This is a genomic window from Leisingera sp. ANG-M1 (assembly GCF_000813745.1).
In the GTDB taxonomy this organism is placed as follows: Bacteria; Pseudomonadota; Alphaproteobacteria; order Rhodobacterales; family Rhodobacteraceae; genus Leisingera.
The window spans coordinates 173,027-194,088 of record NZ_JWLC01000006.1; the positions used below are offsets into that span (position 1 = coordinate 173,027).

At 63.6% G+C, this 21,062-nt stretch carries 22 protein-coding genes; 8 read left to right on the forward strand and 14 right to left on the reverse strand.

Features of this window, described 5'->3' with window-relative positions:
• Window positions 1-80 precede the first annotated feature (80 nt).
• Complete coding sequence (locus RA19_RS04640) at window positions 81-1,070, reverse strand: methyltransferase (RefSeq protein ID WP_039159985.1); 990 nt, start codon at window positions 1,068-1,070, stop codon at window positions 81-83.
• Between the two features lie 12 nt (window positions 1,071-1,082).
• Window positions 1,083-1,424, reverse strand: a complete 342-nt coding sequence (clpS, locus tag RA19_RS04645) for an ATP-dependent Clp protease adapter ClpS (RefSeq protein ID WP_193748224.1) — start codon at window positions 1,422-1,424, stop codon at window positions 1,083-1,085.
• 88 nt (window positions 1,425-1,512) lie between these two features.
• Between clpS and RA19_RS04650 the strand changes: the two genes are divergently transcribed.
• The 3 genes from RA19_RS04650 to RA19_RS04660 all read left to right on the forward strand — a co-directional run bounded on the left by RA19_RS04650 (window position 1,513) and on the right by RA19_RS04660 (window position 4,484).
• Window positions 1,513-2,226: an HAD family hydrolase gene (locus RA19_RS04650; RefSeq protein ID WP_039159987.1), complete on the forward strand. Its 714-nt coding sequence runs from the start codon at window positions 1,513-1,515 to the stop codon at window positions 2,224-2,226.
• Between the two features lie 65 nt (window positions 2,227-2,291).
• Window positions 2,292-2,618 (forward strand): hypothetical protein, encoded by a 327-nt coding sequence (locus tag RA19_RS04655; RefSeq protein ID WP_039159989.1) that lies wholly within the window; start codon window positions 2,292-2,294, stop codon window positions 2,616-2,618.
• Window positions 2,619-2,879: 261 nt separating this feature from the next.
• Window positions 2,880-4,484, forward strand: a complete 1,605-nt coding sequence (locus RA19_RS04660; protein WP_039159992.1) for a D-alanyl-D-alanine carboxypeptidase family protein — start codon at window positions 2,880-2,882, stop codon at window positions 4,482-4,484.
• Between the two features lie 233 nt (window positions 4,485-4,717).
• Here the strand turns inward: RA19_RS04660 and ccoS are convergent, their stop codons facing one another.
• The 4 genes from ccoS to ccoG are packed head-to-tail and all read right to left on the reverse strand — an operon-like array spanning window position 4,718 to window position 8,982.
• The gene (gene ccoS / locus RA19_RS04665; protein ID WP_039159994.1) at window positions 4,718-4,876 is read right to left on the reverse strand and encodes a cbb3-type cytochrome oxidase assembly protein CcoS; all 159 of its coding nucleotides are present in this window, start codon (window positions 4,874-4,876) and stop codon (window positions 4,718-4,720) included.
• 24 nt (window positions 4,877-4,900) lie between these two features.
• A complete protein-coding gene (locus RA19_RS04670; RefSeq protein ID WP_039159996.1) occupies window positions 4,901-7,078 on the reverse strand; it encodes a heavy metal translocating P-type ATPase in 2,178 nt (725 codons plus the stop codon).
• 5 nt (window positions 7,079-7,083) lie between these two features.
• A complete protein-coding gene (locus RA19_RS04675) occupies window positions 7,084-7,548 on the reverse strand; it encodes a FixH family protein (protein ID WP_039159998.1) in 465 nt (154 codons plus the stop codon).
• A 3-nt stretch (window positions 7,549-7,551) separates the two neighbouring features.
• Window positions 7,552-8,982, reverse strand: coding sequence for a cytochrome c oxidase accessory protein CcoG (ccoG, locus tag RA19_RS04680; RefSeq protein ID WP_039160000.1), 1,431 nt, complete (start codon window positions 8,980-8,982; stop codon window positions 7,552-7,554).
• A gap of 329 nt (window positions 8,983-9,311) precedes the next feature.
• Between ccoG and RA19_RS04685 the strand changes: the two genes are divergently transcribed.
• Both RA19_RS04685 and RA19_RS04690 read left to right on the forward strand, forming a co-directional pair.
• The gene (locus RA19_RS04685) at window positions 9,312-9,797 is read left to right on the forward strand and encodes a hypothetical protein (RefSeq protein ID WP_039160002.1); all 486 of its coding nucleotides are present in this window, start codon (window positions 9,312-9,314) and stop codon (window positions 9,795-9,797) included.
• A gap of 3 nt (window positions 9,798-9,800) precedes the next feature.
• Entirely contained in the window at window positions 9,801-10,439 is a 639-nt protein-coding gene (locus RA19_RS04690) for a calcium-binding protein (RefSeq protein ID WP_039160004.1), read from the forward strand.
• Between the two features lie 11 nt (window positions 10,440-10,450).
• Here the strand turns inward: RA19_RS04690 and RA19_RS04695 are convergent, their stop codons facing one another.
• A complete protein-coding gene (locus RA19_RS04695; protein ID WP_039160006.1) occupies window positions 10,451-11,326 on the reverse strand; it encodes a LysR family transcriptional regulator in 876 nt (291 codons plus the stop codon).
• 97 nt (window positions 11,327-11,423) lie between these two features.
• Here RA19_RS04695 and RA19_RS04700 point away from each other — a divergent pair, with 97 nt between their 5' ends.
• The 3 genes from RA19_RS04700 to RA19_RS04710 all read left to right on the forward strand — a co-directional run bounded on the left by RA19_RS04700 (window position 11,424) and on the right by RA19_RS04710 (window position 14,682).
• Window positions 11,424-11,624: a hypothetical protein gene (locus RA19_RS04700; protein WP_039160008.1), complete on the forward strand. Its 201-nt coding sequence runs from the start codon at window positions 11,424-11,426 to the stop codon at window positions 11,622-11,624.
• A 233-nt stretch (window positions 11,625-11,857) separates the two neighbouring features.
• Complete coding sequence (locus RA19_RS04705) at window positions 11,858-12,577, forward strand: DUF2270 domain-containing protein (RefSeq protein WP_052261639.1); 720 nt, start codon at window positions 11,858-11,860, stop codon at window positions 12,575-12,577.
• A 71-nt stretch (window positions 12,578-12,648) separates the two neighbouring features.
• Window positions 12,649-14,682, forward strand: a complete 2,034-nt coding sequence (locus RA19_RS04710) for a di-heme-cytochrome C peroxidase (RefSeq protein ID WP_039160010.1) — start codon at window positions 12,649-12,651, stop codon at window positions 14,680-14,682.
• Between the two features lie 65 nt (window positions 14,683-14,747).
• Here the strand turns inward: RA19_RS04710 and RA19_RS04715 are convergent, their stop codons facing one another.
• The 7 genes from RA19_RS04715 to ccoN all read right to left on the reverse strand — a co-directional run bounded on the left by RA19_RS04715 (window position 14,748) and on the right by ccoN (window position 20,949).
• A complete protein-coding gene (locus RA19_RS04715; protein ID WP_039160011.1) occupies window positions 14,748-15,458 on the reverse strand; it encodes a DNA helicase in 711 nt (236 codons plus the stop codon).
• 178 nt (window positions 15,459-15,636) lie between these two features.
• Window positions 15,637-16,455 (reverse strand): class I SAM-dependent methyltransferase, encoded by an 819-nt coding sequence (locus tag RA19_RS04720; protein ID WP_039160013.1) that lies wholly within the window; start codon window positions 16,453-16,455, stop codon window positions 15,637-15,639.
• A gap of 121 nt (window positions 16,456-16,576) precedes the next feature.
• Window positions 16,577-17,368 carry a transglutaminase-like domain-containing protein gene (locus RA19_RS04725; RefSeq protein WP_052261640.1) on the reverse strand — a complete coding sequence of 264 codons (792 nt, stop codon included), beginning with the start codon at window positions 17,366-17,368 and terminating at the stop codon, window positions 16,577-16,579.
• 164 nt (window positions 17,369-17,532) lie between these two features.
• A complete protein-coding gene (gene ccoP, locus RA19_RS04730) occupies window positions 17,533-18,402 on the reverse strand; it encodes a cytochrome-c oxidase, cbb3-type subunit III (RefSeq protein ID WP_039160015.1) in 870 nt (289 codons plus the stop codon).
• A complete protein-coding gene (locus RA19_RS04735; RefSeq protein WP_039134039.1) occupies window positions 18,399-18,584 on the reverse strand; it encodes a CcoQ/FixQ family Cbb3-type cytochrome c oxidase assembly chaperone in 186 nt (61 codons plus the stop codon). The genes ccoP and RA19_RS04735 overlap by 4 nt, the downstream gene beginning before the upstream one ends.
• Window positions 18,585-18,595: 11 nt before the next feature.
• The gene (gene ccoO / locus RA19_RS04740) at window positions 18,596-19,324 is read right to left on the reverse strand and encodes a cytochrome-c oxidase, cbb3-type subunit II (protein ID WP_039134043.1); all 729 of its coding nucleotides are present in this window, start codon (window positions 19,322-19,324) and stop codon (window positions 18,596-18,598) included.
• A 14-nt stretch (window positions 19,325-19,338) separates the two neighbouring features.
• Window positions 19,339-20,949 carry a cytochrome-c oxidase, cbb3-type subunit I gene (ccoN, locus tag RA19_RS04745; protein WP_039160017.1) on the reverse strand — a complete coding sequence of 537 codons (1,611 nt, stop codon included), beginning with the start codon at window positions 20,947-20,949 and terminating at the stop codon, window positions 19,339-19,341.
• Window positions 20,950-21,062 lie beyond the last annotated feature (113 nt).

A 21,062-nucleotide genomic window follows, 5' to 3' on the forward strand; every position in this document is an offset into this window, starting at 1 on the left:
AGACACTCCCTGAGGGCGTTTTTCTGGCACGTTAGACCGCGCCTGCCGGTTTGAAAACCGGCATTCCACGGTATGCGCCGTTACTTGCGCGCCCGCTTCGGCCGGGCCGCGTGCAGAATCTTGAAGCGGTTGTCGCCGCCCTCCTCGCGCACCTGGGAAAAGCGCTCGGCCAGCGCGGTCTCATACGGCAGGTGCCGGTTGGCCACCATCCATAGGCTGCCATTCGGGGCCAGCATCGACGCTGCCGCACCGATAAAGGCCTGGCCAAGAGCAGGCTCCGCCGTGCGGGTGGTGTGAAACGGCGGGTTCATCACCACGGTGTTCACCGGACCGGGCGCCTTCCAGGTACGGGCATCGGCCCAGTGGAACTGCGCCCGGGCATCTGCAACGTTCTGCCGCGCACAGACCAGCGCGTGGTAGTCGGCTTCAGCCATATGCAGCTCCTCTACCCCTTCGCGCTGCAGCACCTGCGCCGAGAGATAGCCCCATCCGGCTCCAAGATCGGCAACGCAACGGCCCAGTTTCGCGGGCAGCAGTTCCGCCAGCATCCGGGAGGCCGGGTCAATGCCGTCTGCCGAGAACACGCCCGGCGCAGTCACGAAGCCCTCCACCGGCTGTGCTTGGCCCGGCAGCCAATCCGCCAGATCCGTGCCGCCCTCGATCCAGAACACCTTGCCATGCGCCTTGGAGACCGGCGCGGAGGGTTCGCAGCGCTGGCGCAGCGCCTTCAGGACCGAATCAACGCCTTCGGTTTTGGCGCCATCGATCAGCACCTGGCCTTTTGTGCAGGCAGCGGCCTGCGCCACCAGCATCCGCGCCAGCGCCTTGGCCCGCGGCAGGAAGACCACGGCAGCCGCAAAATCCTCGCCTGCCCCGGGAGCAGGCGTGCAGGCGTAGCCCGTAGCGGCGAAATGGTCGTGATCGGGGCGGAACGGCTGGATAACCAGAACCCGCTCCTTGGGCAGCGCCGACAGGTCGTGGTCTGCACGCGGGTGGTATACGGCGATACGGCCCTCAGCCGGAACGGCAAAGCCGCCCGATTGGGCGGCCAATGACAAGCGGACGGACATCTAAGGGCCTCTTTATTCTTCTTTTTCCATGGTGCACTGCAGCGGATGCTGATGGCGGCGGGCGAAATCCATCACCTGCCCCACCTTGGTCTCGGCGATCTCATGGCTGAACACACCGACCACGGCAACGCCCTTTTTGTGCACCGTCAGCATGATCTCGAACGCCTGCGCATGGGTCATGCCAAAGAAACGCTCCAGCACCATCACCACGAATTCCATCGGCGTGTAGTCGTCATTCAGCAACAGCACCTTGTAGCGCGGCGGGCGCTTGGTTTTCGGCTTTGTCTTGGTCAGGACGCCGGCGTCGGTATCGTCGTCTGAATGATCCGTCATCATTAGGGGCTGCAGCGGCATGAGCAATTTGATCCAGTGATGCATGGAATTAACTGTGACGCTTATATAACCTCAATACTGTTTAGGAAAAGAGACTGAGACGCGCAGATTGACACGAAATTTGACAACAATCGGCTTTGATGCCGACGATACCCTTTGGCACAACGAGCGGTTCTTCCGCGTGACGCAGGAGAGATTCGCCGAATTGCTTGGGGATCACACGCCTGCGGACATGGGCCCGCAGGAGCTGGAACGGCGCCTGCTGGACGCCGAAAAGCGCAACCTTGGGCGCTATGGCTACGGGGTGAAAGGTTTCACGCTGTCGATGATCGAGACCGCCATCGAAGTGACCAACGAACGGGTTCCGGCCCCGGTGATCAAGGAGCTGATCACCGCCGGCCAGATGATGCTCTCCTACCCGATCGAGCTTTTGCCTCATGCCCGCGAGGCGGTCGAGGCGGTGGCGGGCCGCTACACCGTGGTGCTGATCACCAAGGGCGACCTGCTGGATCAGGAGCGCAAACTGGCGCAATCGGGGCTTGGCGATCTGTTCGACGGGGTCGAGGTGGTCTCGGAGAAAACGCCTGAGGTGTACCTGGACATCTTCGCCCGCCACGGCGACGGCGCGGCACGCGCGATGATGGTCGGCAACTCGATGCGCTCCGACGTGGTGCCGGTGATCGAAGCCGGCGGCTGGGGCACCTATGTGCCGCACGGGCTGGTCTGGGAAGTGGAGCACGCCGAAGCGCCGGAGCACAGCCCGCGTTATACTGAAATCGCAGACCTGAGCGGCCTGGCTCATCTGGTAGAAAGCCTAGGTTAGCCGGTGCTGGACGGCCCCGAAACGGGGCGCTATCCCTTTGCAAAACCAATCGGGAGCCCCGGGACATGCCGCACGCCGAACTGAAATACTCCAGCGATTTGGACATTGATGCCAAAGCCCTCCTCGCCGGAATCGAAGCCATCATCCTGGAGCACGACAGCGGCGCGGGCGCCTGCAAGGGACGTGCCTACCCTACGGATCAGTTCCACCACACCCATATTGCCATCAATGTGGCGCTGCTGACCAAACCGCACCGGGATGCGGCCTTCTCCCAGGCGCTGCTCAGTGATCTGGAAACCCGCATCAAGGCGCTGCTCAAGCAGCCTTGCGAATTCTCGCTCGGCCTCAGCTACTCGACGCCGTATTATGTCACCAATTCCCACACGCCATAACCCCTAAGGGCGGGCTGGCAGCCCGCTCAGCACCGCAAAAGGCAAGCTCTGCACCCCAGCAGCGCAACTTTTTTTGATAACCTTTTGTTAGGACTTGCCGCATCTAGCGGCCAAGCTATGTCTACCTACAAGATGCCGGCCCAACGACGGCAGCGGGCCAGACAGGCCGTTTTGACCGCTGTTTATTCCGCAGAAACCCTGTGTTAGGCTTTCGTCAACAGGCAAAAACGCCAGCCGGAAAACCGGCGGCACGAGGCAAACATGGCAGTGATCACGCAGGTCAATCCGGCGTCTGGCCGGTATTCCCGTACCCGTTTCTTATGGGCAGCGGCTGGCTTTCTCCTAGCAATACTGTTGCTTGGACTGGCACCGCAGCGCGCGGCAGCGGCCCCCTATGCGGCGATGGTGATTGATTCCCGCACCGGTGAAGTGCTGCACTCGCGCAATGCCGACACCAGGCTGCATCCGGCGTCGCTCACCAAGATGATGACGCTTTACATTGCGTTTGAAGCAGTGCGGAACGGCGAGATCACCCTGGACACCAAGGTGAAAATCTCCCGCAATGCCGCGGCCGAACCGCCCTCGAAACTGGGGCTGAAATCGGGCCAGCGGATTGCCTTCCGCTACCTGATCCGCGCCGCGGCCGTGAAGTCCGCCAACGATGCGGCCACTGCCATCGGCGAGACGCTGTCAGGGTCCGAGGCAGCCTTTGCGCGGCGCATGAATCGCACCGCCAAGGCACTGGGAATGAGCCGCACCACCTTCAAGAACGCCCACGGCCTCACCGCCAGCGGGCATCTGTCCACAGCGCGCGACATGACCACGCTGGGCCGCCATCTGCTCTATGATTATCCCGAGTACTACAACCTGTTCTCGCGCCGTTCGACTCACGCAGGCATCCGCGAAGTGCCCAACACCAACCGCCGCCTGCTGGCCAACTACCGCGGCGCCGACGGTATCAAGACCGGCTACACCCGCGCGGCGGGCTTCAACCTTGTAGCCTCAGCCAAACGCGGCAACGAGCGGATCATCGCCACCGTGTTCGGCGGCAAATCCACCACCTCGCGCAATGCCAAGGTGGCAGAGCTTCTGGACCTCGGCTTCCGCCGTGCGCCGTCGCGCGCCAAGCTGCGCCGCCCGGCGCGGCCGGCCTATCAGGGCGCCGGGGTGATTGTGGCCGATGCCGGCGACAGCAGTTCCGAAGAAGCGGCCGGCAAGACCATCCGCGTAAGCGGCCAGGTCAATACCAGCCTGCGCCCGAAGTCGCGCCCGGGCAGCAGCGGGCAGCCGGTTCTGGTTGCTGCACTTGAGGAAGCCTTGCAAACCCCTCCGGCTGAAGCAGCCGCCGAACCTGAACTGCAGGCAGAGCAGATCGAAAACGTCCAGGCTGTCAGCGCCGAAGGCGCCCTTCAGGGCGACGCCCTGCGCAACAGCATCGCCGTCGCTCTGGCCGAGGCCGAGGCAGAACCGGAACCTGCCCCGGCAGCGGTAGCAGCTACGGTGCGTCCCGCCGTTCAAAAAGCCTCCGCCAATACCCTGCGCCCGGTTGCGCGCCCCGCAAGCCTGGCGCTTGCAGAGGCCTCTCCCGAGCCTGAACCGGTGGTGGTAACCCGGCTCTCCACCTCGGGCGGGCGCTACTGGGGAGTCAACGTCGGCCTCTACACCAGCCGGTACCAGGCCGAGAAAGTGCTGTTGCGCACCGCGCTGTCGGAGCTGGAGACCCTGGACGGATCTTTGCGCAAAGTGGCCAAGACCCGGCGCGGGTTCGAGGCGAACTTCCTCGGCATGACCCAGGAGCACGCCGAACGCGCCTGCCGCCGCCTGAACGCCCGCAACATGGCCTGCAAACCGATCGGCCCCTCGTAAGGACGCAGCGCTGGAGACTTGCGAAAAGAGGCGCCGCAGCGGCGCCTTTTTTGCTGCGCGCCGGGTATCAGGCAGCCTCTCCCGTCCGCCGTCGGCCTTTTCTGGCGAAAAGACCGCCGCCCGTTGGGCATGGCACCGCGCATGGCGCGGTGCCATGCCCAACTCCGCCAAGGTGCTCTGGCGTCAGCCAGAGCACCTGCGGGGGCGGGAGAATTTCGCTGTCAGGAAGCTGCTCAGGGTTTGGGCTTGTCGTCCCAGTCATCACTGAGAATGCGGCGGGCGTCGCCCTCGGGGTCATCATACTGGTTGCTGCGCACCGTGTAGACAAAGGCCGCAAGCCCCACCGAGCCGAGGATCAGCGAAATCGGGATCAGGTAGGTGAGAACGCTCATGGGCTTTAGTCCAGTATGGCAGATTCAGCGCAGCCGCAGCGCGTTGAGGGAAACGGTTATGGAAGAGGTAGACATCGCCAGCGCTGCAATCAAGGGCGTGGCAAGCCCGGCAATGGCCAGCGGCACCGCAATCACGTTGTAGAGCGTGGCAATGCGGAAATTCTCGCGAATGCGGCGGGTGGCCTTTTGTGCCACGCCGCAGGCCTCGGCAATCGGCCCAAGGTCCTGGCCCAGCAGCACGATATCCGAGGCCACCCGCGCCGCATCCAGCGCCGAGGCGGGCGAGACCGAGACATGCGCCGCCGCCAGCGCCGCGGTGTCATTGAGGCCGTCGCCAACCATCAGCACCTTCTTGCCCTCATCCGCCAGCATCTGCACCCGGGCGGATTTGTCCGCGGGCAGCGCTTCTGCCACCCATTTGGCGATGCCCAGCCGCCTGGCCAGGTCCTCGACCGCACCAGCGGTATCGCCGGAGATCAGCAGCACATCCTTGCCCGCCTCCTTCAGCGCCTCGACGGCCTCAGCCGCACCGGGGCGCAGCGCATCAGTGAACAGGAACGCCTTTGCCTCCCCTGCCCCGCTGTCAAGCCAGGCTGCCGTCTGGCTGCCTTGCTTGGCGCCCACCCAGGCCGCACGGCCCAGCCGCACACGGTTTCCGCGGAAGATGCCCTCAGCGCCATAGCCCGGCACCTCGGCGATATTCTGAACGCTGGCAGGCTTAACTCCGGCTTCCCTCGCTGCCCGGGTCAAAGCCATGGACAGCGGGTGCGATGACCCCTCGGCCAGCGCCAGGGCAATCTCCAAATCCGCGCGGGCATGATCGCCAAGGTTGGTGACCTCCGGCGTGCCCGCTGTCAGCGTGCCGGTCTTGTCGAAGACAACAGTGTCCACCTCTGCAAGCCGCTCCAAGGCGGTGGCGTGTTTGATCAGCATACCCTTCTTGAAGAGCCGCCCCGAGGCCGCGGTGGTCACCGCAGGCACCGCAAGACCCAAGGCGCAGGGGCAGGTGATGATCAGCACCGCAGCTGCGATGTTCAGCGCCATGCGGATGTCAAACGTGTAAAGATACCAGCCTGCGAACGCCAAGGCCGACAAGATATGCACGCCGGGCGCATAAAGCTTGGCGGCGCTGTCGGCGAGCGACGTGTAGCGGGAGCGGCCCGATTCAGCGATGGCAACAAGATCGGCCATACGGTGCAGCGAGGTGTCCTCACCCACCGCCGTGGCGCGGATGGTCAGGGGGCCGGTCAGGTTCACTTCGCCAGCGGAGACCGCCAATCCGGGCTCTGCGAACACAGGCAGGGTTTCCCCGGTCAGCAGCGAGCGGTCCAGTTCCGACTGGCCCTCGACGATCTCGCCATCCACCGGCATCCGCCCGCCGGGGCGCACCAGGATAAGATCGCCAATGGCCAGATCCGCCACCGGCACCTCGTATTCATCACCATCCAGCAGCCGGATCGCGCGCGGCACCTCCAGCGCCGCCAGCTCTTCGGCAGCCGAGCGCGCCACGGCGCGGGTACGGTAGTCCAGATAGCGGCCTGCCAGCAGGAAGAAGGTGAGCGTCAGCGCCGCGTCGAAATAGGCGTGCTCGCCAGACAGGGAGGTCTCCCAAAGAGACGTCACCAACGCCAGCACCAGGGCCAGCACAATCGGCACATCCATGTTGAGGCGGCCAACCCGCAAAGCGGTCCAAGCATTGGCAAAGAACGGCTGCCCGGAGAAGATGATCGCCGGAAAAGTGATCGCGGCAGAGATCCAGTGGAACATATCCCGGGTCGCGTCCGAGGCGCCGGACCAGACCGACACCGACAGCAGCATCACATTCATCGAGGCAAAGCCGGCCACCGCCAGCCGCATCAGCAGGTCACGCCCCGCCTTGTCGTTCTGGGTCGCGGCCAGTGCTGTCAGATCCAGCTCATGCGCCTCATAGCCAGCCTTCTCCAGCACCGGGATCAGATCGGCGGCGCGCAGCTCCGGATCCGCTTCGATCAGCGCGCGCTTCAGCGTCAGGTTCACCCGCGCCGAATGGATGCCCGGGTGCGCGTTCAGCTCCCGCTCCACGGTCGAGATGCAGGCCTGGCAGTGGATACCCGGCAGCGACAGCGCCAGCCGCGCCTCGGTTGGCGCTTGCTCAACGCCGCCCTCCGGAGCGGCAACACAGGCCGGACAGGCGGCCAAAGACGGGCGGAGCTGGGCGGTCATCGGCGTTACCCTCTCACGTGCAGGATCACGCGCTGGGTGAACTCGGTGCCGTTCTTGGCCCGTGCCACCATGCGGATGTTCCAGTTTCCGGGCCCGAGTTCAGCCGGCGCGACATAGGCCTGGCCGTCAAAGGTGAATTCCGGCTGCTGGTCGTCCTGCACATGGGTGGCCCGGCCCAGCGTCGCGCTCAGCTTGGCGACCTCCACCGGCTGGCCATCCGCATCGGTGATCTCCAGCTTGACCTGATCGCCCGCCGAGGAGGCATAGACCGACCAGCCCAGCGCCTCCTGCGCAGAACGGCGCACGTCAAACTCCTGGCTGGCGATGTAAGAATTCTTCACCTCCAGCCCCGGAAAGGTTTTCACCGCGTTCACCGCCAGGGCGATGTTCACACTGATGATGATGGCAAAAGCCCCGCCAAAGACCATCAGCATGTGCTTGCCGGTAAACTCACGTTCGCGCTTGGCCATGGTTCAGTTCCCCTTGCCGTTAAAGCTGGTGTCCTTGTAGGCCCGTTCCCCGTTTATCAGATCCTCGACCCAGATGCGAACCGGGGTGGTATCGGTCTGCGACGGCGCCGAGCCTTTGGAAGAGACGATGTAGACCCGCTGCAGCAGCGCCGTATCGGCGGGCACGTTGACCGAATGATAGACGGTGCCTTCCAGCTGCAGCCGCATCGCCGGGTCGCCCTTGATCGAAAGTTTGAACACCCGGTCCTCGCCGTGCTTGTTGCGCAGGCGCACGTCATAAGTGTTGCGGATCGAGCCGTCGGACAGCGTCACATAGGTCGGATTGCGCTCGGGTGCCACTGTGAGCTCGATATCCGAGCGGATGAACAGGGCAAACAGCAGCCCCACACCCACCAGCGACCACAGGCTGGTGTACATGATGGTGCGCGGCCGGAAGATGTGCTTCCAAACGCTCTTGGAGGGCTTGCCTTCCCGCTCCGCAGCCTCATCGGAAGCCGCCATATAGTCGATCAGCCCGCGCGGCCGGCCGAGTTTCTCCATCACGTCGTCGCAGGCATCGATGCACAGCGCGCAGGTGATGCATTCCATCTGCTGGCCGTCGCGGATGTCGATCCCCATCGGGCAGACGTTGACGCAGGCCATGCAGTCGATGCAGTCGCCCTTTGCCTCGGCTCCAGGTGCCTTGCTCGCTTTGCCGCGCGGCTCGCCGCGCCATTCGCGGTAGCCGACGGTCAGCGTGTCCTCATCCATCATGGCCGCCTGGATGCGCGGCCAGGGGCAGGCATAGATGCAGATCTGCTCGCGTGCGAAGCCGCCGAACAGGAAGGTGGTGGCGGTCAGCACCAGCATGGTGGAATAGGCAATCGGATGCGCGTTCCCGGTCACCAGATCATAGGCCAGCGTCGGCGCGTCGGCGAAATAGAACACCCAGGCGCCGCCGGTGGCGAGGCCGATCAGGAACCAGGCCACCCACTTGGTCACGCGCAGGCGGGCCTTGCGGAAGTCCATCTTCTTCTGCCGGTGCAGGCGCAGGCGGGCATTTCGGTCGCCCTCGATCCAGCGCTCCACCAGAATGAACAGGTCGGTCCAGACCGTCTGCGGGCAGGCATAGCCGCACCAGACCCGGCCCAGCGCCGAGGTGAACAGGAACAGCCCCAAACCCGCCATGATCAGAAGGCCCGCAACAAAGTAGAATTCATGCGGCCAGATCTCGATCCAGAAGAAATAGAACCGGCGGTTGGCCAGATCCAAAAGCACCGCTTGATCCGGCAGGCTGGAGCCCCGGTCCCAGCGGATCCACGGGGTCAGGTAATAGATCCCCAGCGTCACCGCCATGATGTACCATTTCAGGTTCCGGAACGCGCCGGAGACGCGCCGCGGAAAAATCGGCTCCCTGGCGGCATAAAGGCTGGGGGCGGGTTCGGAATCGCTCACGGACTCTCTCCGTTTGGTGGCTGTCAGGCGCCCTTGTCACAGAAGCAGCTGGACGGAACTTTGACGTGGATCAAAAAGCGCATCACACAATCATGTTTTCCGGCCGGCTTCAGCGCATTGTGAAGGCGAAACGGCACGTATTCCCCTGCTCAACGCACCGCCAGAGGCAAGTTGCCGCAGCCGCAATCCTGGGAGGCAGGTGGCGGCGCCGCAATCAACCGCGGGCCATTCTTCTGACATATTCTTGAATAGATTGATAACAAACCGGGCGACCCATCCATGCTGTCCGGCCCGTATTTTGACCAAAACTGAATTTTCAAGGATAGCCGATGCTGATCACAAAGGAACCGCAGCCCTTCGCCCCGCTCGAAGAACAGTTGCAAGGCGCCGCCCCTTTTGCCGCCGCCGGGCTGGTGCTGGCCGGCACCGCCGGAGATGACTCGCTCACCGGCGGCAGCGAGGCTGACCACATCACCTGCAACGGCGGTGCTGACACGCTGGAGGGCAGAGCGGGCAACGATACCATCATCGCAAGCGTAACAGGCGGCAACTCCTTGCAAGGTCTGATCATTGACGGCGGTGCAGGCGATGATCTGATCATCCTGTCCGGGCAATTGCCTTTCGGATCTGAAATCAACGGCGGCTTGGGACAGGACACGATCCGGCTGGACAGCGACATCCAGTTGCGGGGGGACTACTGGCAAGGTGAAAACGAGCTCCGCGTCGAAGTATTTGACTTCAACGGGTTCACAATCCGTGGCACGGCAGGAGACGACCGTTTCACCCTGAACTACACCACTGCCGAAAACCCATGAGCCATCCGTTTAGGCGCAGGCAACGACACGATCTATGCGCGCGGTTCAGAAAACGTGATTTACGGTGGCAGCGGCAATGACTTTCTTGCGGGTATCGGCGGCAATGACACATTGCGCGGCGGCCGCGGCAACGACGAGATGGATTGCGTGCCCGGAAACAACCTGCTGCAGGGCGGCCAGGGCGACGATTCCATCGGCGGGGGAACCGGTGACGACACGATCTATGGCGGCGCTGACGAAGATTTTGTCAATGGCGAAGAAGGCAACGACTGGATACATGGCGGCCGTGGCAGTGATTACCTCTCTGGCGACCAGGGCGACGACACGGTAAATGGCGGCCGCGGCAGTGACCGTTTATCCGGCGCTGCTGGCGATGATGTGCTCACCGGCGGCGGCGGCCGGGACGTGTTTGCTTTCTACAACAACGGCGGCAATGACACGATTACGGACTTCAGCCTCAGTACCCGGGGCGAGAAGATCTACTTGGCCGAGCTGGCGGAAATCACAAGCTACCGCGACCTGATGAAAAACCACATCTCGGAAATAGACGGCAACGCCGTCATCGACGACGGCGCCGGAACGACGGTGACTCTGCTGGACGTCAGCATCGCCGATCTGAACAAAGGCGACTTCCTGTTCTGACCTGATGCTTTTCAGCCGGGGCCGGCGGCCCGCCGCAGCCAGGTGGCGAAACTGCGCGCTTCGGGGCGCAGCACCCCTTGCCGGGTGGCTATGTGGTAGCCGCGGCCGTCTGCCTCGGTGAACAGCTCGACCAGCCGCCCGGCGGCCAGATCCTCCTCGACAAAGCAGCGGACGCTGACCGCCACGCCCTGCCCGGCCCGCACCGCCTGCATCAGAAGGTTGCCCGGCATACGGGTGCGCGGGCCGCGCAAGGCCTCCTGCACCCCATGCGCCCGCAGCCAATGCGTCGCCTCGGTGGTGCCCAGCTCCTCCAGCCAGGGCAGATCCAGCAGGTCCTCCGGCGCCGACACCCGCCGCCCGTCCAGCAGCCCCGGCGCGGCGATCACCGCAACCGGCGAGGCCAGCAGCATCTCGGCCGCGAGCCCTGGCCAGTTGCCGTCGCCATAGCGCAGGGCAATGTCGACGCCGCCCGGCTTCAACTCGACAATACCGCCCGACGGGTCCAGCACCATTTCGATGTCCGGATGTTCCGCCTGGAAGCCGGGCAGCCGGGGCATCAGCCAATGCGCGGCAAACATCGGCGTGCAAGTGACGTGCAGCGGCCGTGCAGCGCCGGCCTGGGAAATCTCCTGTACTGCGGCCTGTATTGCTCCGAACCCCAGCTGGAGCGCCCGTGCCAGATGGGCGCCGTCAGATGTCAGCTCCAGTGCCCGGCCGCGGCGGTCCAGCAGCGCCACACCCAAATGCGCCTCCAGCGCCCGCAGCTGCTGGCTGATGGCAGCGTGGCTGACATTCAGCGCTGCCCCCGCCTGTACCACATTGCCGCTTTCGGCAAAGGCAGCAAAAGCCCGGAGGGCAGCCATCGGCGGCATGTTCAACCAGTCCATATGTAATCCTGACTTACATAATGAATAATTTGCTGAGTCGCATATTCCGTCCCGCCTGACAATATCAGTGTCACACCGCACACCAGGAGGCTGCTCCATGCTGACCGATATCTACGCCCGCTCGATGATGACCGCCGCGCGCCAGGATGGCGCCCGCACGCACGCCCTGCCGCCTGCGCGGCCGCTGCCAAGCGCCTATGCGCCACCGCCGCGGGCCAAGGGGCTGCTGGCCCGGCTGGCGGATTGGCTGCTGCGCCGTCCCGTCAGGAACCGCTGCATCAAGCCGCAGGAGGTCTGAAAAGAAAAAAGCGCCGGTTTTCCAGGAAACGCGCGAACAGATCGGAAAACCGGCGCATGACCCGCGCGGCCTGCACGTAGGCTTTGCGGGATTTCTTGCTGCCCAAGAGGGGAGGGCTAAGCAGCAATGTCTTTCATGTGCCTGTGTAGAGCGATTTGCGCCCGGGGAATTTGACACGGATCAAACCGGCACAGAAATTTGCCGGTTTCCGGCAAAAAACTACTCTCAACTCTATGGCCAAGGGAGAGAACGGAGAAACACAGGCAGATGACCGCGCGCCGCTGTCGGCGGCGGAGATCGGTGCCCTGGCGCATTTGTACCGCGGCGAGGTCTACCGCAGCGTGATGTGGCGCACCCGGCTCGACATCACCACCAACTGGGCGGTGGTGACGCTGGGAGTGGCGCTGTCGATCTCCTATTCCTCGCCCGAAGCCTCGCCGCTGCCGCTGATCCTGGTCGGCATCCTGATCATCTTCTTCCTGATGCTGGAGGCCCGCCGCTACCGTTTCTACAACGTGTTCCGCGCCCGCGCCCGCTGGCTGGAAAAGCACTTCTATGCGCCGATGCTGCACGACGGCGACCTGCATCTGGAGGAAAACTGGCAGAAGGTGCTGGCGCATGATTATGCTGCACCGGATTACCATATCGGCATGCTGCAATCGATCGGGAGGCGGATCAAGCGCAACTACTTGTGGGTGCTGCTGATCCAGTCGCTGGCCTACGCCGGCAAGATCGCGGTGCACCCGCAGCCGATCGAATCCTTCGACCAGGCGATGCAACGGGCCGAAATCGGCCCCCTGCCCGGCATCGCCGTAATCGCCTGCGGAATTCTCTATGTCATCAGCTGGAGCTGCATCGCCCTCTGGAGCAGCTATTACGACCGGCACGGGCTGGGGATTGCCTCTGAGCCCGCAGGCAGCACCGGGCAGCTTGCCGCCGTAAGGAAACCTTGACTTGCCGCTGCGTAACTCTCCTTAATGGCGAGTGAAACTATACCAAGCCATTCCTTCGCACGGATATTTCCATGACCTTCAGTTTTTCCTTGTTCTCCAGAAAGCGGTTCTGGATCACCCTGGTGATCCTGATTGCCGCGGCCCTGTTCTTAGCCCTGCGCAGCGATAAAGTGCAGAAACTGGCTGAAGACCTGACCCCGCCGGAACTGCCCGCAGCCGCGCCAGCCCAAAAGCGGGTCGCGCTGGCGCAAAACTGGGACGCGGCAACCACGGAACGCTTCCACTTCATTTCACAAGGCACCGGCACGCTGCCGGTTCCCTACAACTGGCTGCTGGCGCTGGAGCAGCCGGAGGCCTCCCCGCTCGGCCTTCTCTGGCCCGGCCGTGAGCCCGGCTTCACCGAGCCGCTCTATCTGGAACGCTACGGGTTCATTTCCGCACCTGCCAGCGAGGAGAACCCGGACGCCCTCCCCATCGGGTTTGCCGCCACCCCGTTCCAAAACCTGGCTGGACTGCCCGAAACCGCAACCGCCGTGGGCTTCACCTGCGCCGCATGCCATACTGGCCGCTTTTCCTACGAAGGCACCGAGTACATTGTCGAAGGCGGCCCGGCAGTCACTGATCTGCAGCAGTTCTCCAAGGGCCTGGGTGCGGCGCTCGGACAGACCTTGCTGTCCGCCAAACTGCCCCTGCCGAACCGGCGGTTCGACCGTTTCGCCCGCAAAGTTCTGGGCGAGGCTTACAGCCAGGCCGCCAAGCAGTCTCTGGCAGCAAACCTGGAATCGGTGCTGAAGGCAGGCGCCAAAGCTTCAGATGTGATTGAGGTGACCGAAGGCTATGGCCGTCTGGACGCGCTGAACCGGATCGGCAATCAGGTCTTCTCGAAAAACACCGGCCGCCGGGAAAATTACACCCCGATCAACGCGCCGGTGAACTATCCGCATATCTGGACCGCCTCCTGGTTCGACTGGGTGCAGTACGACGGCTCGATTATGCAGCCGCTGGTGCGCAACGCCGGCGAAGCCATGGGCGTGCATGCCGCAGTCAACACAACCGCGCCGCTGGATGAAGGCAGGTTCTCTTCTTCGATCCCGGTGCGCAACCTCGCCTGGATCGAGGAGAGCCTGGCCGGCCGCACCCCGCCCTATGAAGCGAAGAAGTTCGGAGGCCTGCTGGCGCCGGCATGGCCGGACAGCCTGCCTGCCATCAACCAGACTCTGGCCGGCGAAGGTGCGGTGCTCTATGCCCAGCTCTGCTCCGGCTGCCACTTGCCCGCGCTCAATACGGAAGCGATCTGGAGCGGCAGCTATTTCCGCAAGATCAGCTATCCGGAAAGGGGGCAGGACAAGCAGACGGACGGCGCCTACCTGGCTCTCAAAATCCTGCGGCAAGAGGAGATCGGCACCGACCCGGCGCAAGGCGCAGTACTGGCCGAACGCACTGTCAACACCGCCGGGGACGTAGCGGCAGAGGCTACAGGGATGGGCATCAGCGCCACTGTCTGCACCACGCCGCCACAGCTGCCCGAACAGGTTCAAGGCGCAGATGGCTATGCCGCAGCAGGCGCCGAACGCAAGGAAGGCGGGCTGATTGAGACCGATGTGCGTGACGGTCCAATGGTGAACTTTGCCCTAGCACTTGGCGCCATAGTGGAGCAGGTGAACGGCACCTGGTTCGCGGCAAACAACATCCCCAAGGGCGCGCAGGCCGCATTTGAGGGCGAACGCCCCAACTGCCTGCAAGCCGGCGCCGGCTACAAGGCGCGGCCGTTGAACGGGGTCTGGGCCACCGCCCCCTTCCTGCACAATGGCTCAGTCCCGACATTGGACGCGCTGCTGCGCCCCGCCGCCGAGCGGCCGCGGTATGTGCAGCTGGGCGATCCGGCCTTTGACCCGGTCAAGGTCGGGCTGGTGCAACCGGAGCTGAACGGCAGCCAGCCGCTGTACAAGGACGGCTACTTCATCCTCGACACCGCCAAGAACGGCAACCGCAACACCGGCCATTCCTTTGAGGGCCAGGCCGGGGAATACGGCGACGGCGTGGTTGGACGGGCTCTGACCGACCAGGAGCGGGCAGCGCTGATCGAGTATCTGAAAACGCTGTAACCGGTCTGCCGCGCCGCCACGGTTTGAGCCAGGGCTGTCTGCAACGGCCCTGGCCGGCTGCAGGGTCAGCTCCGGGATTCCACCCGGATCTCACCATCCTGCAGAAAACAGGCCGTGCCGAACAGCGAGACATCCAGCGGGTCCGGCAGCCTCAGGTCATTAAACCCTGGCATTTTTGATCCGCTGCTGTCGAAGGCACGGGTGATTTGCGACAGCAGGGCAATCACTGTCCCCGACTGCCGGGAATAGGCGTGCAAAGCTGCGACCTGCACCGCCAGTTCCGGCCTGCTGCGCGGCTGGTCCAGGATCTGCAGATAATCCACCACGGCGACCGCACCGGAGCCCATGCCGTTCAGGCCGGCGATGATGTGATCCGCACAGATCTCCTCGGTGGCATCCACCTGAACCCTGGCCACCTCCTCCGGCGTGCCGCCAAGCCGGGCCAGCCATTCCCGGGTCTGCGCTGCCGTGTACTCCAGGGTGAAGAACGCAGCCGGGCGCCCTGCCCTGACGGCCTCCAGCAGCAGCTCAAGCCCCAGCACGGTCTTTCCCTGGCCAGGCCGGGCGGCCAGCAGCGCCAGGCTGCCGGGCGCCAGCCCGTTCAGAAGCTTGCCGGCCCTGGACACCGGTTCTGCCGCCGAGGCCAGATGACTCCAGTTCTGAAATCCTTCACGGCGGGCAATCCGGTCCAGTGCTGCATGCAATGGGATCCCCGCCTCGGACGCCAGCGCCTTGGCGTGCCGTTTCAGGCGGAAAACAGGGGTTGTCAGTCTCATACGAGAACCTCCTCAACCGGGCCGAAACCGCAATCCCTCCTGATGCGCTGCCCGGAAAAAGCAGGTTCAAAAATCGTACACCCCGCATGCCGTTTACTTCCCCAACCGGGAGGGCGGAGGCCCGGGCCAGGCCTTTGCCCCAGAACTAAGACAGCCCAACCGGTTTCACAAGCCTTGTTCAGCCGCCGGTTCGGGCGGCTGCCAGGGTAAAGCACATCGGCAGCTGCGCCCGCTGGTTTTCGTAGATATCAAAGCAGGTCTCGCGGTTGGAATGCGGATGCTCCTCCAGCCAGGTGACAGTCAATCCGGCCCGGATCAGCCCCATGATGATATCGCTCATCTTGTGAATGTACCAAAAGGAGGGCGGTGCTGCCTGTTTGGTGCCGCCGTCGTAAGTGATCGCATATTCCTCGACCGAAGGCCCGTCCTCGAAATAGGAATAGGCCGGCAGATAGGGCTGCTCCGCTGCCGGCTCGAACATCTCCAGCATGGGGTGGGTTTCATAGATCACCAGCCGGCCGCCCGGGCGCAGCAGCCCTGCAACCGCCTGGAAGAACCGGTCCAGATCCGGCATCCAGCCCAGCACTCCGATTGTGATCACAGCAAAGTCGAAGTCGCGCCGGATGCCCTGCGGCAGCGCATAGATGTCGGCCTGCAGAAAGGCGCAGTCCGACCCGGCGATGCCTTTCAGGATCTCCGCCTGTTTCAGGAACTCCTCCGACTGGTCGATCCCCAGGCAGCGCTCTGCGCCGAACGCGGCCAGCGACAGCGTCTCGCGCCCGTTGTTGCAGCCGATCTGCACCCCGGACAGGCCTTGCAGCTCCAGCCGGTCCAGCGTCCGTGTCATCGTGGCGTCGAATGTTGAAAACCCGGGCGCCGCAAAGCCAGCCGTCAGTTCCTTCCACCGGGCACTGTCCTGGTGCAGCCGGGCTGACGCGTCCCAGGCCAGCCGGTTGGCGGCCACTGCCTGTTTCAATCCGATGCGGCTGCTGCTCATGACGCGTCTCCCGATTACCTTAACCAAAACATGGGAACGTTGCCGCAAACCACAGCCGCACTCAATCCGGAATTGCATTCCGGTACCCGGGCCTCCCCCCCCGCGGCGCCCGGGTACCGGATCACCGCTGCACAGACATCCGCTGCCGGGCATAGACCTGGCCTTCGAATTGCGGCTCGAGAGTCCGCGCGCCGCCCGGAATGACCGGCACCCGCCCGCGCCGGATCGCCGCGACCCGCCGGTTCATCCAAGGCCTCAGCCCATAGCGGTAGAGCAGCCCCCGCACCCCGGACAGATCCTGCCGGTATTGCGCAAAGAAATCATCCGGCGCCGCAAAGACCCCAAGATCCGCGTTGATCCCAGTCTTCTGAATATAGGTATCCGTGCCGCGCCAGCCGACCTGCGGCGCCTGCAGGCAATCGGTGCCCGCGCCATAGGCACAAAGCGACCTGCGGCCCGGGAAGGCTGCCTGCAGCGACGCCAGAACCGCATCGTCCAGGATGAACCCCTCAAGATTCACCCAGGCACCGTTGAACTCCGCCTCCACCCAGGAATGCAGGATGTTTTCCGGTGCCATCCAATAGGCCGCCTCGGGCACTACCCCGCGCTGCAGGCTCTTGTGGATGGTGAAACCGTGCAGCCGGCAGGCAATCCCCAAGCCCCGCAGCAACGCCATCAGCAGCACCGCCTTGGTGTTGCACTGTCCATAGCCGTCTGCCAGCACCTGCGAAGCCTTTAGCGTATCGCTGGCATTGTAGCCAAAGCGGATTTCATTGCGGACGAAGCCGTAGGCCGCACCTATCCGCTGCTCCAGCGGCAGCTGCTGCCAGCCGCGCTCCGCAATCAGCGCGGCGATGGCCGGGGATTTGAAATCCAGCATGCCGGTTTCAGACAGGAGTTCGGATCGGGTCATGGGACTCACCTCTGTTAGCGTCCCTGCCTTGCAAAATCTCCAGTCTCTATAGGCTCAAGACAGAAAATCGCACTGCCGCTCTTTTCCTGAGCGGCCCGCAGACAGCCCCAAAATAAAAAGGGCCGCCCGCGGGCAGCCCTTTCCAGTCCTGTGTCATGCCCGGCTTACTCGCCGCCGCCCAGCTGGTGGACATAGGCGGAAACCGCACGGATCTGCGCCTCGGTCAGGCGGGTATTCCAGGCCGGCATCACACCATAGCGCGAGTTGCTGACGGTCTCGGTCAAGGTCGCGTAGTCGCCGCCGTAGAGCCAGATCGCATCGGCCAGGTTCGGCGCGCCCTGCGAGCGGTCGCCGGTGCCGTCATCGGCGTGGCAGGAGGCGCAGTTTTCGGCAAAGACAACCGAACCCGCTTCCACTTGGGATGCATCCTGCGCCTCGCCCGACAGCGACATCACGAAGTTCACCACTTGGGAGATTTCTTCCCGCTCCAACAGCTCGTCGCGGCCAAAGGCAGGCATCTCGGAGTAGCGCGCATCGTCGCTGTCCTCGTTGCGGATACCATGGGCGACGGTGGCGTGGATGTCCTCCACCGAACCGCCCCAGAGCCAGTCGTCGTCCAGCAGGTTCGGATAGCCCTTGGCGCCGGCCGCACCAGACCCGTGGCACTGGGCGCACCAGGTCTTGAACACGGCGTCGCCTGCGGAGACCGCATAGGAGTTCAGCTCGGGATCCGCCGCAATAGCGGTCAGTTCCGTTGCCTCCAGCTTGGCGTTAATCGGCGCGTTGGCTTCTTCCACAGCAGTGATCTCAGCCGCCACGTCTCCTCGGGTCGACCAGCCCAGGATGCCCGCCGTTGCCGAATTGACCAGCGGCCAAGCCGGATAGGCGATGGTATAAAGAACACCCCATATGATGGTGGCGTAGAAGGTCCACAGCCACCAGCGGGGCATCGGGTTGTCGAATTCCTCGATCCCGTCCCACTCGTGACCGGTGGTGTTCGGATCGCCCTCGAACTTTTGCGATTTCTTGCTCATGGCCTCGCCTCCTTAGTCGCGGCGGGTTTGTCTGCATGGCGGAACGGGATGTTCGCGGTGTCCTCGTAAGCTTTGGTGCTGCCCGGGCGGAACGCCCAGACAATGATCCCAACGAAGACGGTGAACAGGAACAGCAGCATCCAGCTGTCTGCGAATTCCCTCAGGAGCGTATAGAGTTCCATCCTCTCCCTCCTTAGCGGCTTGCGTCCGGGGTGAAGGTCGAGAAGTCGACCAGCGTGCCCAGCATCTGCAGATAGGCGATCAGCGCGTCGGCCTCGGAAACACCCGGCTGGCCGTCGAAGTTGCGCACGTTGACCTTCTCGCCATAGCGCTCCAGCAGCCCGTCATAGTCGCTGTCCGGATCGGCCTGGGCGCGGAAGTCGCGCTGCGCCTGTTCGACCATCTCGTCGCTGTAGGGGGTGCCCAGCAGCGCATTGGTGGCCATGATCTCGCCGATGTATTTGCCGTCGATCTTCTTCTCTTCGAGGAAGCCGTATTTCGGCATCACCGATTCCGGCACCACGGCCTGCGGGTCGCGCAGGTGGTCGACGTGCCACTCATCCGAGTAGCGGCCGCCGACGCGGGCCAGGTCCGGCCCGGTCCGCTTGGAGCCCCACTGGAACGGGCGGTCGTACATCGACTCTGCCGCCAGCGAGTAGTGGCCGTAGCGTTCGACCTCGTCACGCATCGGACGGATCATCTGGCTGTGGCAGACATAGCAGCCTTCCCGGATGTAGACCTCGCGGCCCGCCAGTTCGAGCGGGGTGTAGGGACGCATGCCCTCCACCTCCTCGATGGTGTTTTCCAGGTAGAACAGCGGTGCGATCTGCACCAGCCCGCCGATGGTCACGACCAGGAAACTGCAGATCAGCAGGAGGGTCGCGTTGGTCTCGAGGATTTTATGTTTGTCGAGAATTGCCATCTCACCGGCCCTCCTTATTCAGCCGGGACCTGGACCGACAGGCTGGCCTCTTTGGCCGGGGCCCGGCGGACGGTCATCCACAGGTTGTAGCACATGATGATGGAGCCTGCGAGGAACATGACCCCGCCCAGTCCGCGCACCACATACATCGGGAACTTCGCTGCCACGGTGTCGGCAAAGGAGTTCACCAGGAAGCCGTTGGCGTCCACTTCGCGCCACATCAGACCTTCCATGATACCGGTCACCCACATCGAGGCGGCGTAGAGCACGATACCGATGGTGGCGAGCCAGAAGTGCCAGGACACCAGGCTGAGGCTATAGAGACGCTCACGCTTCCACAGCACCGGAACAAGGTAGTACAGCGCGCCAAAGGTGATCATGCCGTTCCAGCCGAGCGCGCCGGAGTGCACGTGGCCGATGGTCCAGTCAGTGTAGTGCGACAGCGAGTTCACCGCGCGGATCGACATCATCGGGCCTTCAAAGGTGGACATGCCGTAGAAGCCGACGGAGATCACCATCATCCGGATCACCGGGTCGGTGCGCAGCTTGTCCCAGGCGCCCGACAGGGTCATCAGGCCATTGATCATGCCGCCCCAGGAAGGCATCCACAGGATCACCGAGAACACCATGCCGAGGGTCGAGGCCCAGTCAGGCAGCGCGGTGTAGTGCAGGTGGTGGGGGCCCGCCCAGATATACAGGAAGATCAGCGCCCAGAAGTGGATGATCGACAGCTTGTAGGAGAAGACGGGACGCTCGGCCTGCTTCGGGATGAAGTAATACATCATGCCCAGGAAGCCTGCAGTCAGGAAGAAGCCCACGGCGTTGTGGCCGTACCACCACTGAACCATCGCATCCTGCACACCCGGCCAGACGATCACGGACTTGGAACCCCAAATCGAGACCGGAATGGTCGCGTTGTTGACCACATGCAGCATCGCCACGGTGACGATGAACGCCAGGTAGAACCAGTTCGCCACGTAGATGTGCGGCTCTTTACGCTTGATGATGGTGCCCAGGAACACCGCCAGATAAGCGACCCAGACGATGGTCAGCCACAGGTCAACGTACCACTCGGGTTCCGCGTATTCCTTGGACTGGGTGCCGCCGAGCAAATAGCCGGTTGCCGCCAGCACGATGAACAGCTGATAGCCCCAGAACACGAACCACGCCAGGTTACCGCCCCAGAGACGCGCGGCCGAGGTCCGCTGCACCACGTAGAAGGAGGTCGCCAGCAGCGCGTTGCCGCCAAAGGCGAAGATCACCGCAGACGTGTGCAGCGGGCGCAGGCGGCCGAAATTGGCAAAGCCTTGCGCCCAGTCGAAGTTCAGCGCCGGAAAGGCCAGCTGGAACGCAATGAAGGTCCCGGCCAGGAACCCGACCACGCCCCAGAAGGCGGTTGCAATTGCACCAGCGCGCACGACGCTGTCGAAATACTCGTTTTCCACCCCGGCGACGGCCTTTTTCGGCTCGTCAGTGTGGCGCAAAGTATAGAGGAACAGCCCGCCGGCCACGATCATCACGATGACCGCATGCACCTGGTAAGCCAGATCCCGCGCATAATTGGTGCCGATCATCGCAAACAGCGTGACCAGACCAAGCGCTATCAGCTTGATATAGTTAGACATCTTGCGTCCCTTTGCCATGCCTGCGCGAATCCTGAATCGCAGAGGCGTTTTTAGACTGCGCCCTTCATGCAAAAGGCGCCCCGTCGGTGCCTTGATCTGCATCAAGACATTTC

Bases quoted from the DNA above. Each gene is read 5' to 3' on its own strand.
- RA19_RS04670 (WP_039159996.1), bottom strand. From the start codon at position 7,078: ATGACCGCCCAGCTCCGCCCGTCTTTGGCCGCCTGTCCGGCCTGTGTT.
- ccoO (WP_039134043.1), bottom strand. From the start codon at position 19,324: ATGGCAATTCTCGACAAACATAAAATCCTCGAGACCAACGCGACCCTC.
- clpS (WP_193748224.1), bottom strand. From the start codon at position 1,424: ATGCCGCTGCAGCCCCTAATGATGACGGATCATTCAGACGACGATACC.
- RA19_RS04735 (WP_039134039.1), bottom strand. From the start codon at position 18,584: ATGGAACTCTATACGCTCCTGAGGGAATTCGCAGACAGCTGGATGCTG.
- ccoP (WP_039160015.1), bottom strand. From the start codon at position 18,402: ATGAGCAAGAAATCGCAAAAGTTCGAGGGCGATCCGAACACCACCGGT.
- RA19_RS04715 (WP_039160011.1), bottom strand. From the start codon at position 15,458: ATGAGACTGACAACCCCTGTTTTCCGCCTGAAACGGCACGCCAAGGCG.
- RA19_RS04660 (WP_039159992.1), top strand. From the start codon at position 2,880: ATGGCAGTGATCACGCAGGTCAATCCGGCGTCTGGCCGGTATTCCCGT.
- RA19_RS04675 (WP_039159998.1), bottom strand. From the start codon at position 7,548: ATGGCCAAGCGCGAACGTGAGTTTACCGGCAAGCACATGCTGATGGTC.
- RA19_RS04705 (WP_052261639.1), top strand. From the start codon at position 11,858: ATGGCCAAGGGAGAGAACGGAGAAACACAGGCAGATGACCGCGCGCCG.
- ccoN (WP_039160017.1), bottom strand. From the start codon at position 20,949: ATGTCTAACTATATCAAGCTGATAGCGCTTGGTCTGGTCACGCTGTTT.
- RA19_RS04700 (WP_039160008.1), top strand. From the start codon at position 11,424: ATGCTGACCGATATCTACGCCCGCTCGATGATGACCGCCGCGCGCCAG.
- RA19_RS04720 (WP_039160013.1), bottom strand. From the start codon at position 16,455: ATGAGCAGCAGCCGCATCGGATTGAAACAGGCAGTGGCCGCCAACCGG.
- RA19_RS04710 (WP_039160010.1), top strand. From the start codon at position 12,649: ATGACCTTCAGTTTTTCCTTGTTCTCCAGAAAGCGGTTCTGGATCACC.
- RA19_RS04685 (WP_039160002.1), top strand. From the start codon at position 9,312: ATGCTGATCACAAAGGAACCGCAGCCCTTCGCCCCGCTCGAAGAACAG.
- RA19_RS04695 (WP_039160006.1), bottom strand. From the start codon at position 11,326: ATGGACTGGTTGAACATGCCGCCGATGGCTGCCCTCCGGGCTTTTGCT.
- ccoS (WP_039159994.1), bottom strand. From the start codon at position 4,876: ATGAGCGTTCTCACCTACCTGATCCCGATTTCGCTGATCCTCGGCTCG.
- RA19_RS04725 (WP_052261640.1), bottom strand. From the start codon at position 17,368: ATGACCCGATCCGAACTCCTGTCTGAAACCGGCATGCTGGATTTCAAA.
- RA19_RS04640 (WP_039159985.1), bottom strand. From the start codon at position 1,070: ATGTCCGTCCGCTTGTCATTGGCCGCCCAATCGGGCGGCTTTGCCGTT.
- RA19_RS04655 (WP_039159989.1), top strand. From the start codon at position 2,292: ATGCCGCACGCCGAACTGAAATACTCCAGCGATTTGGACATTGATGCC.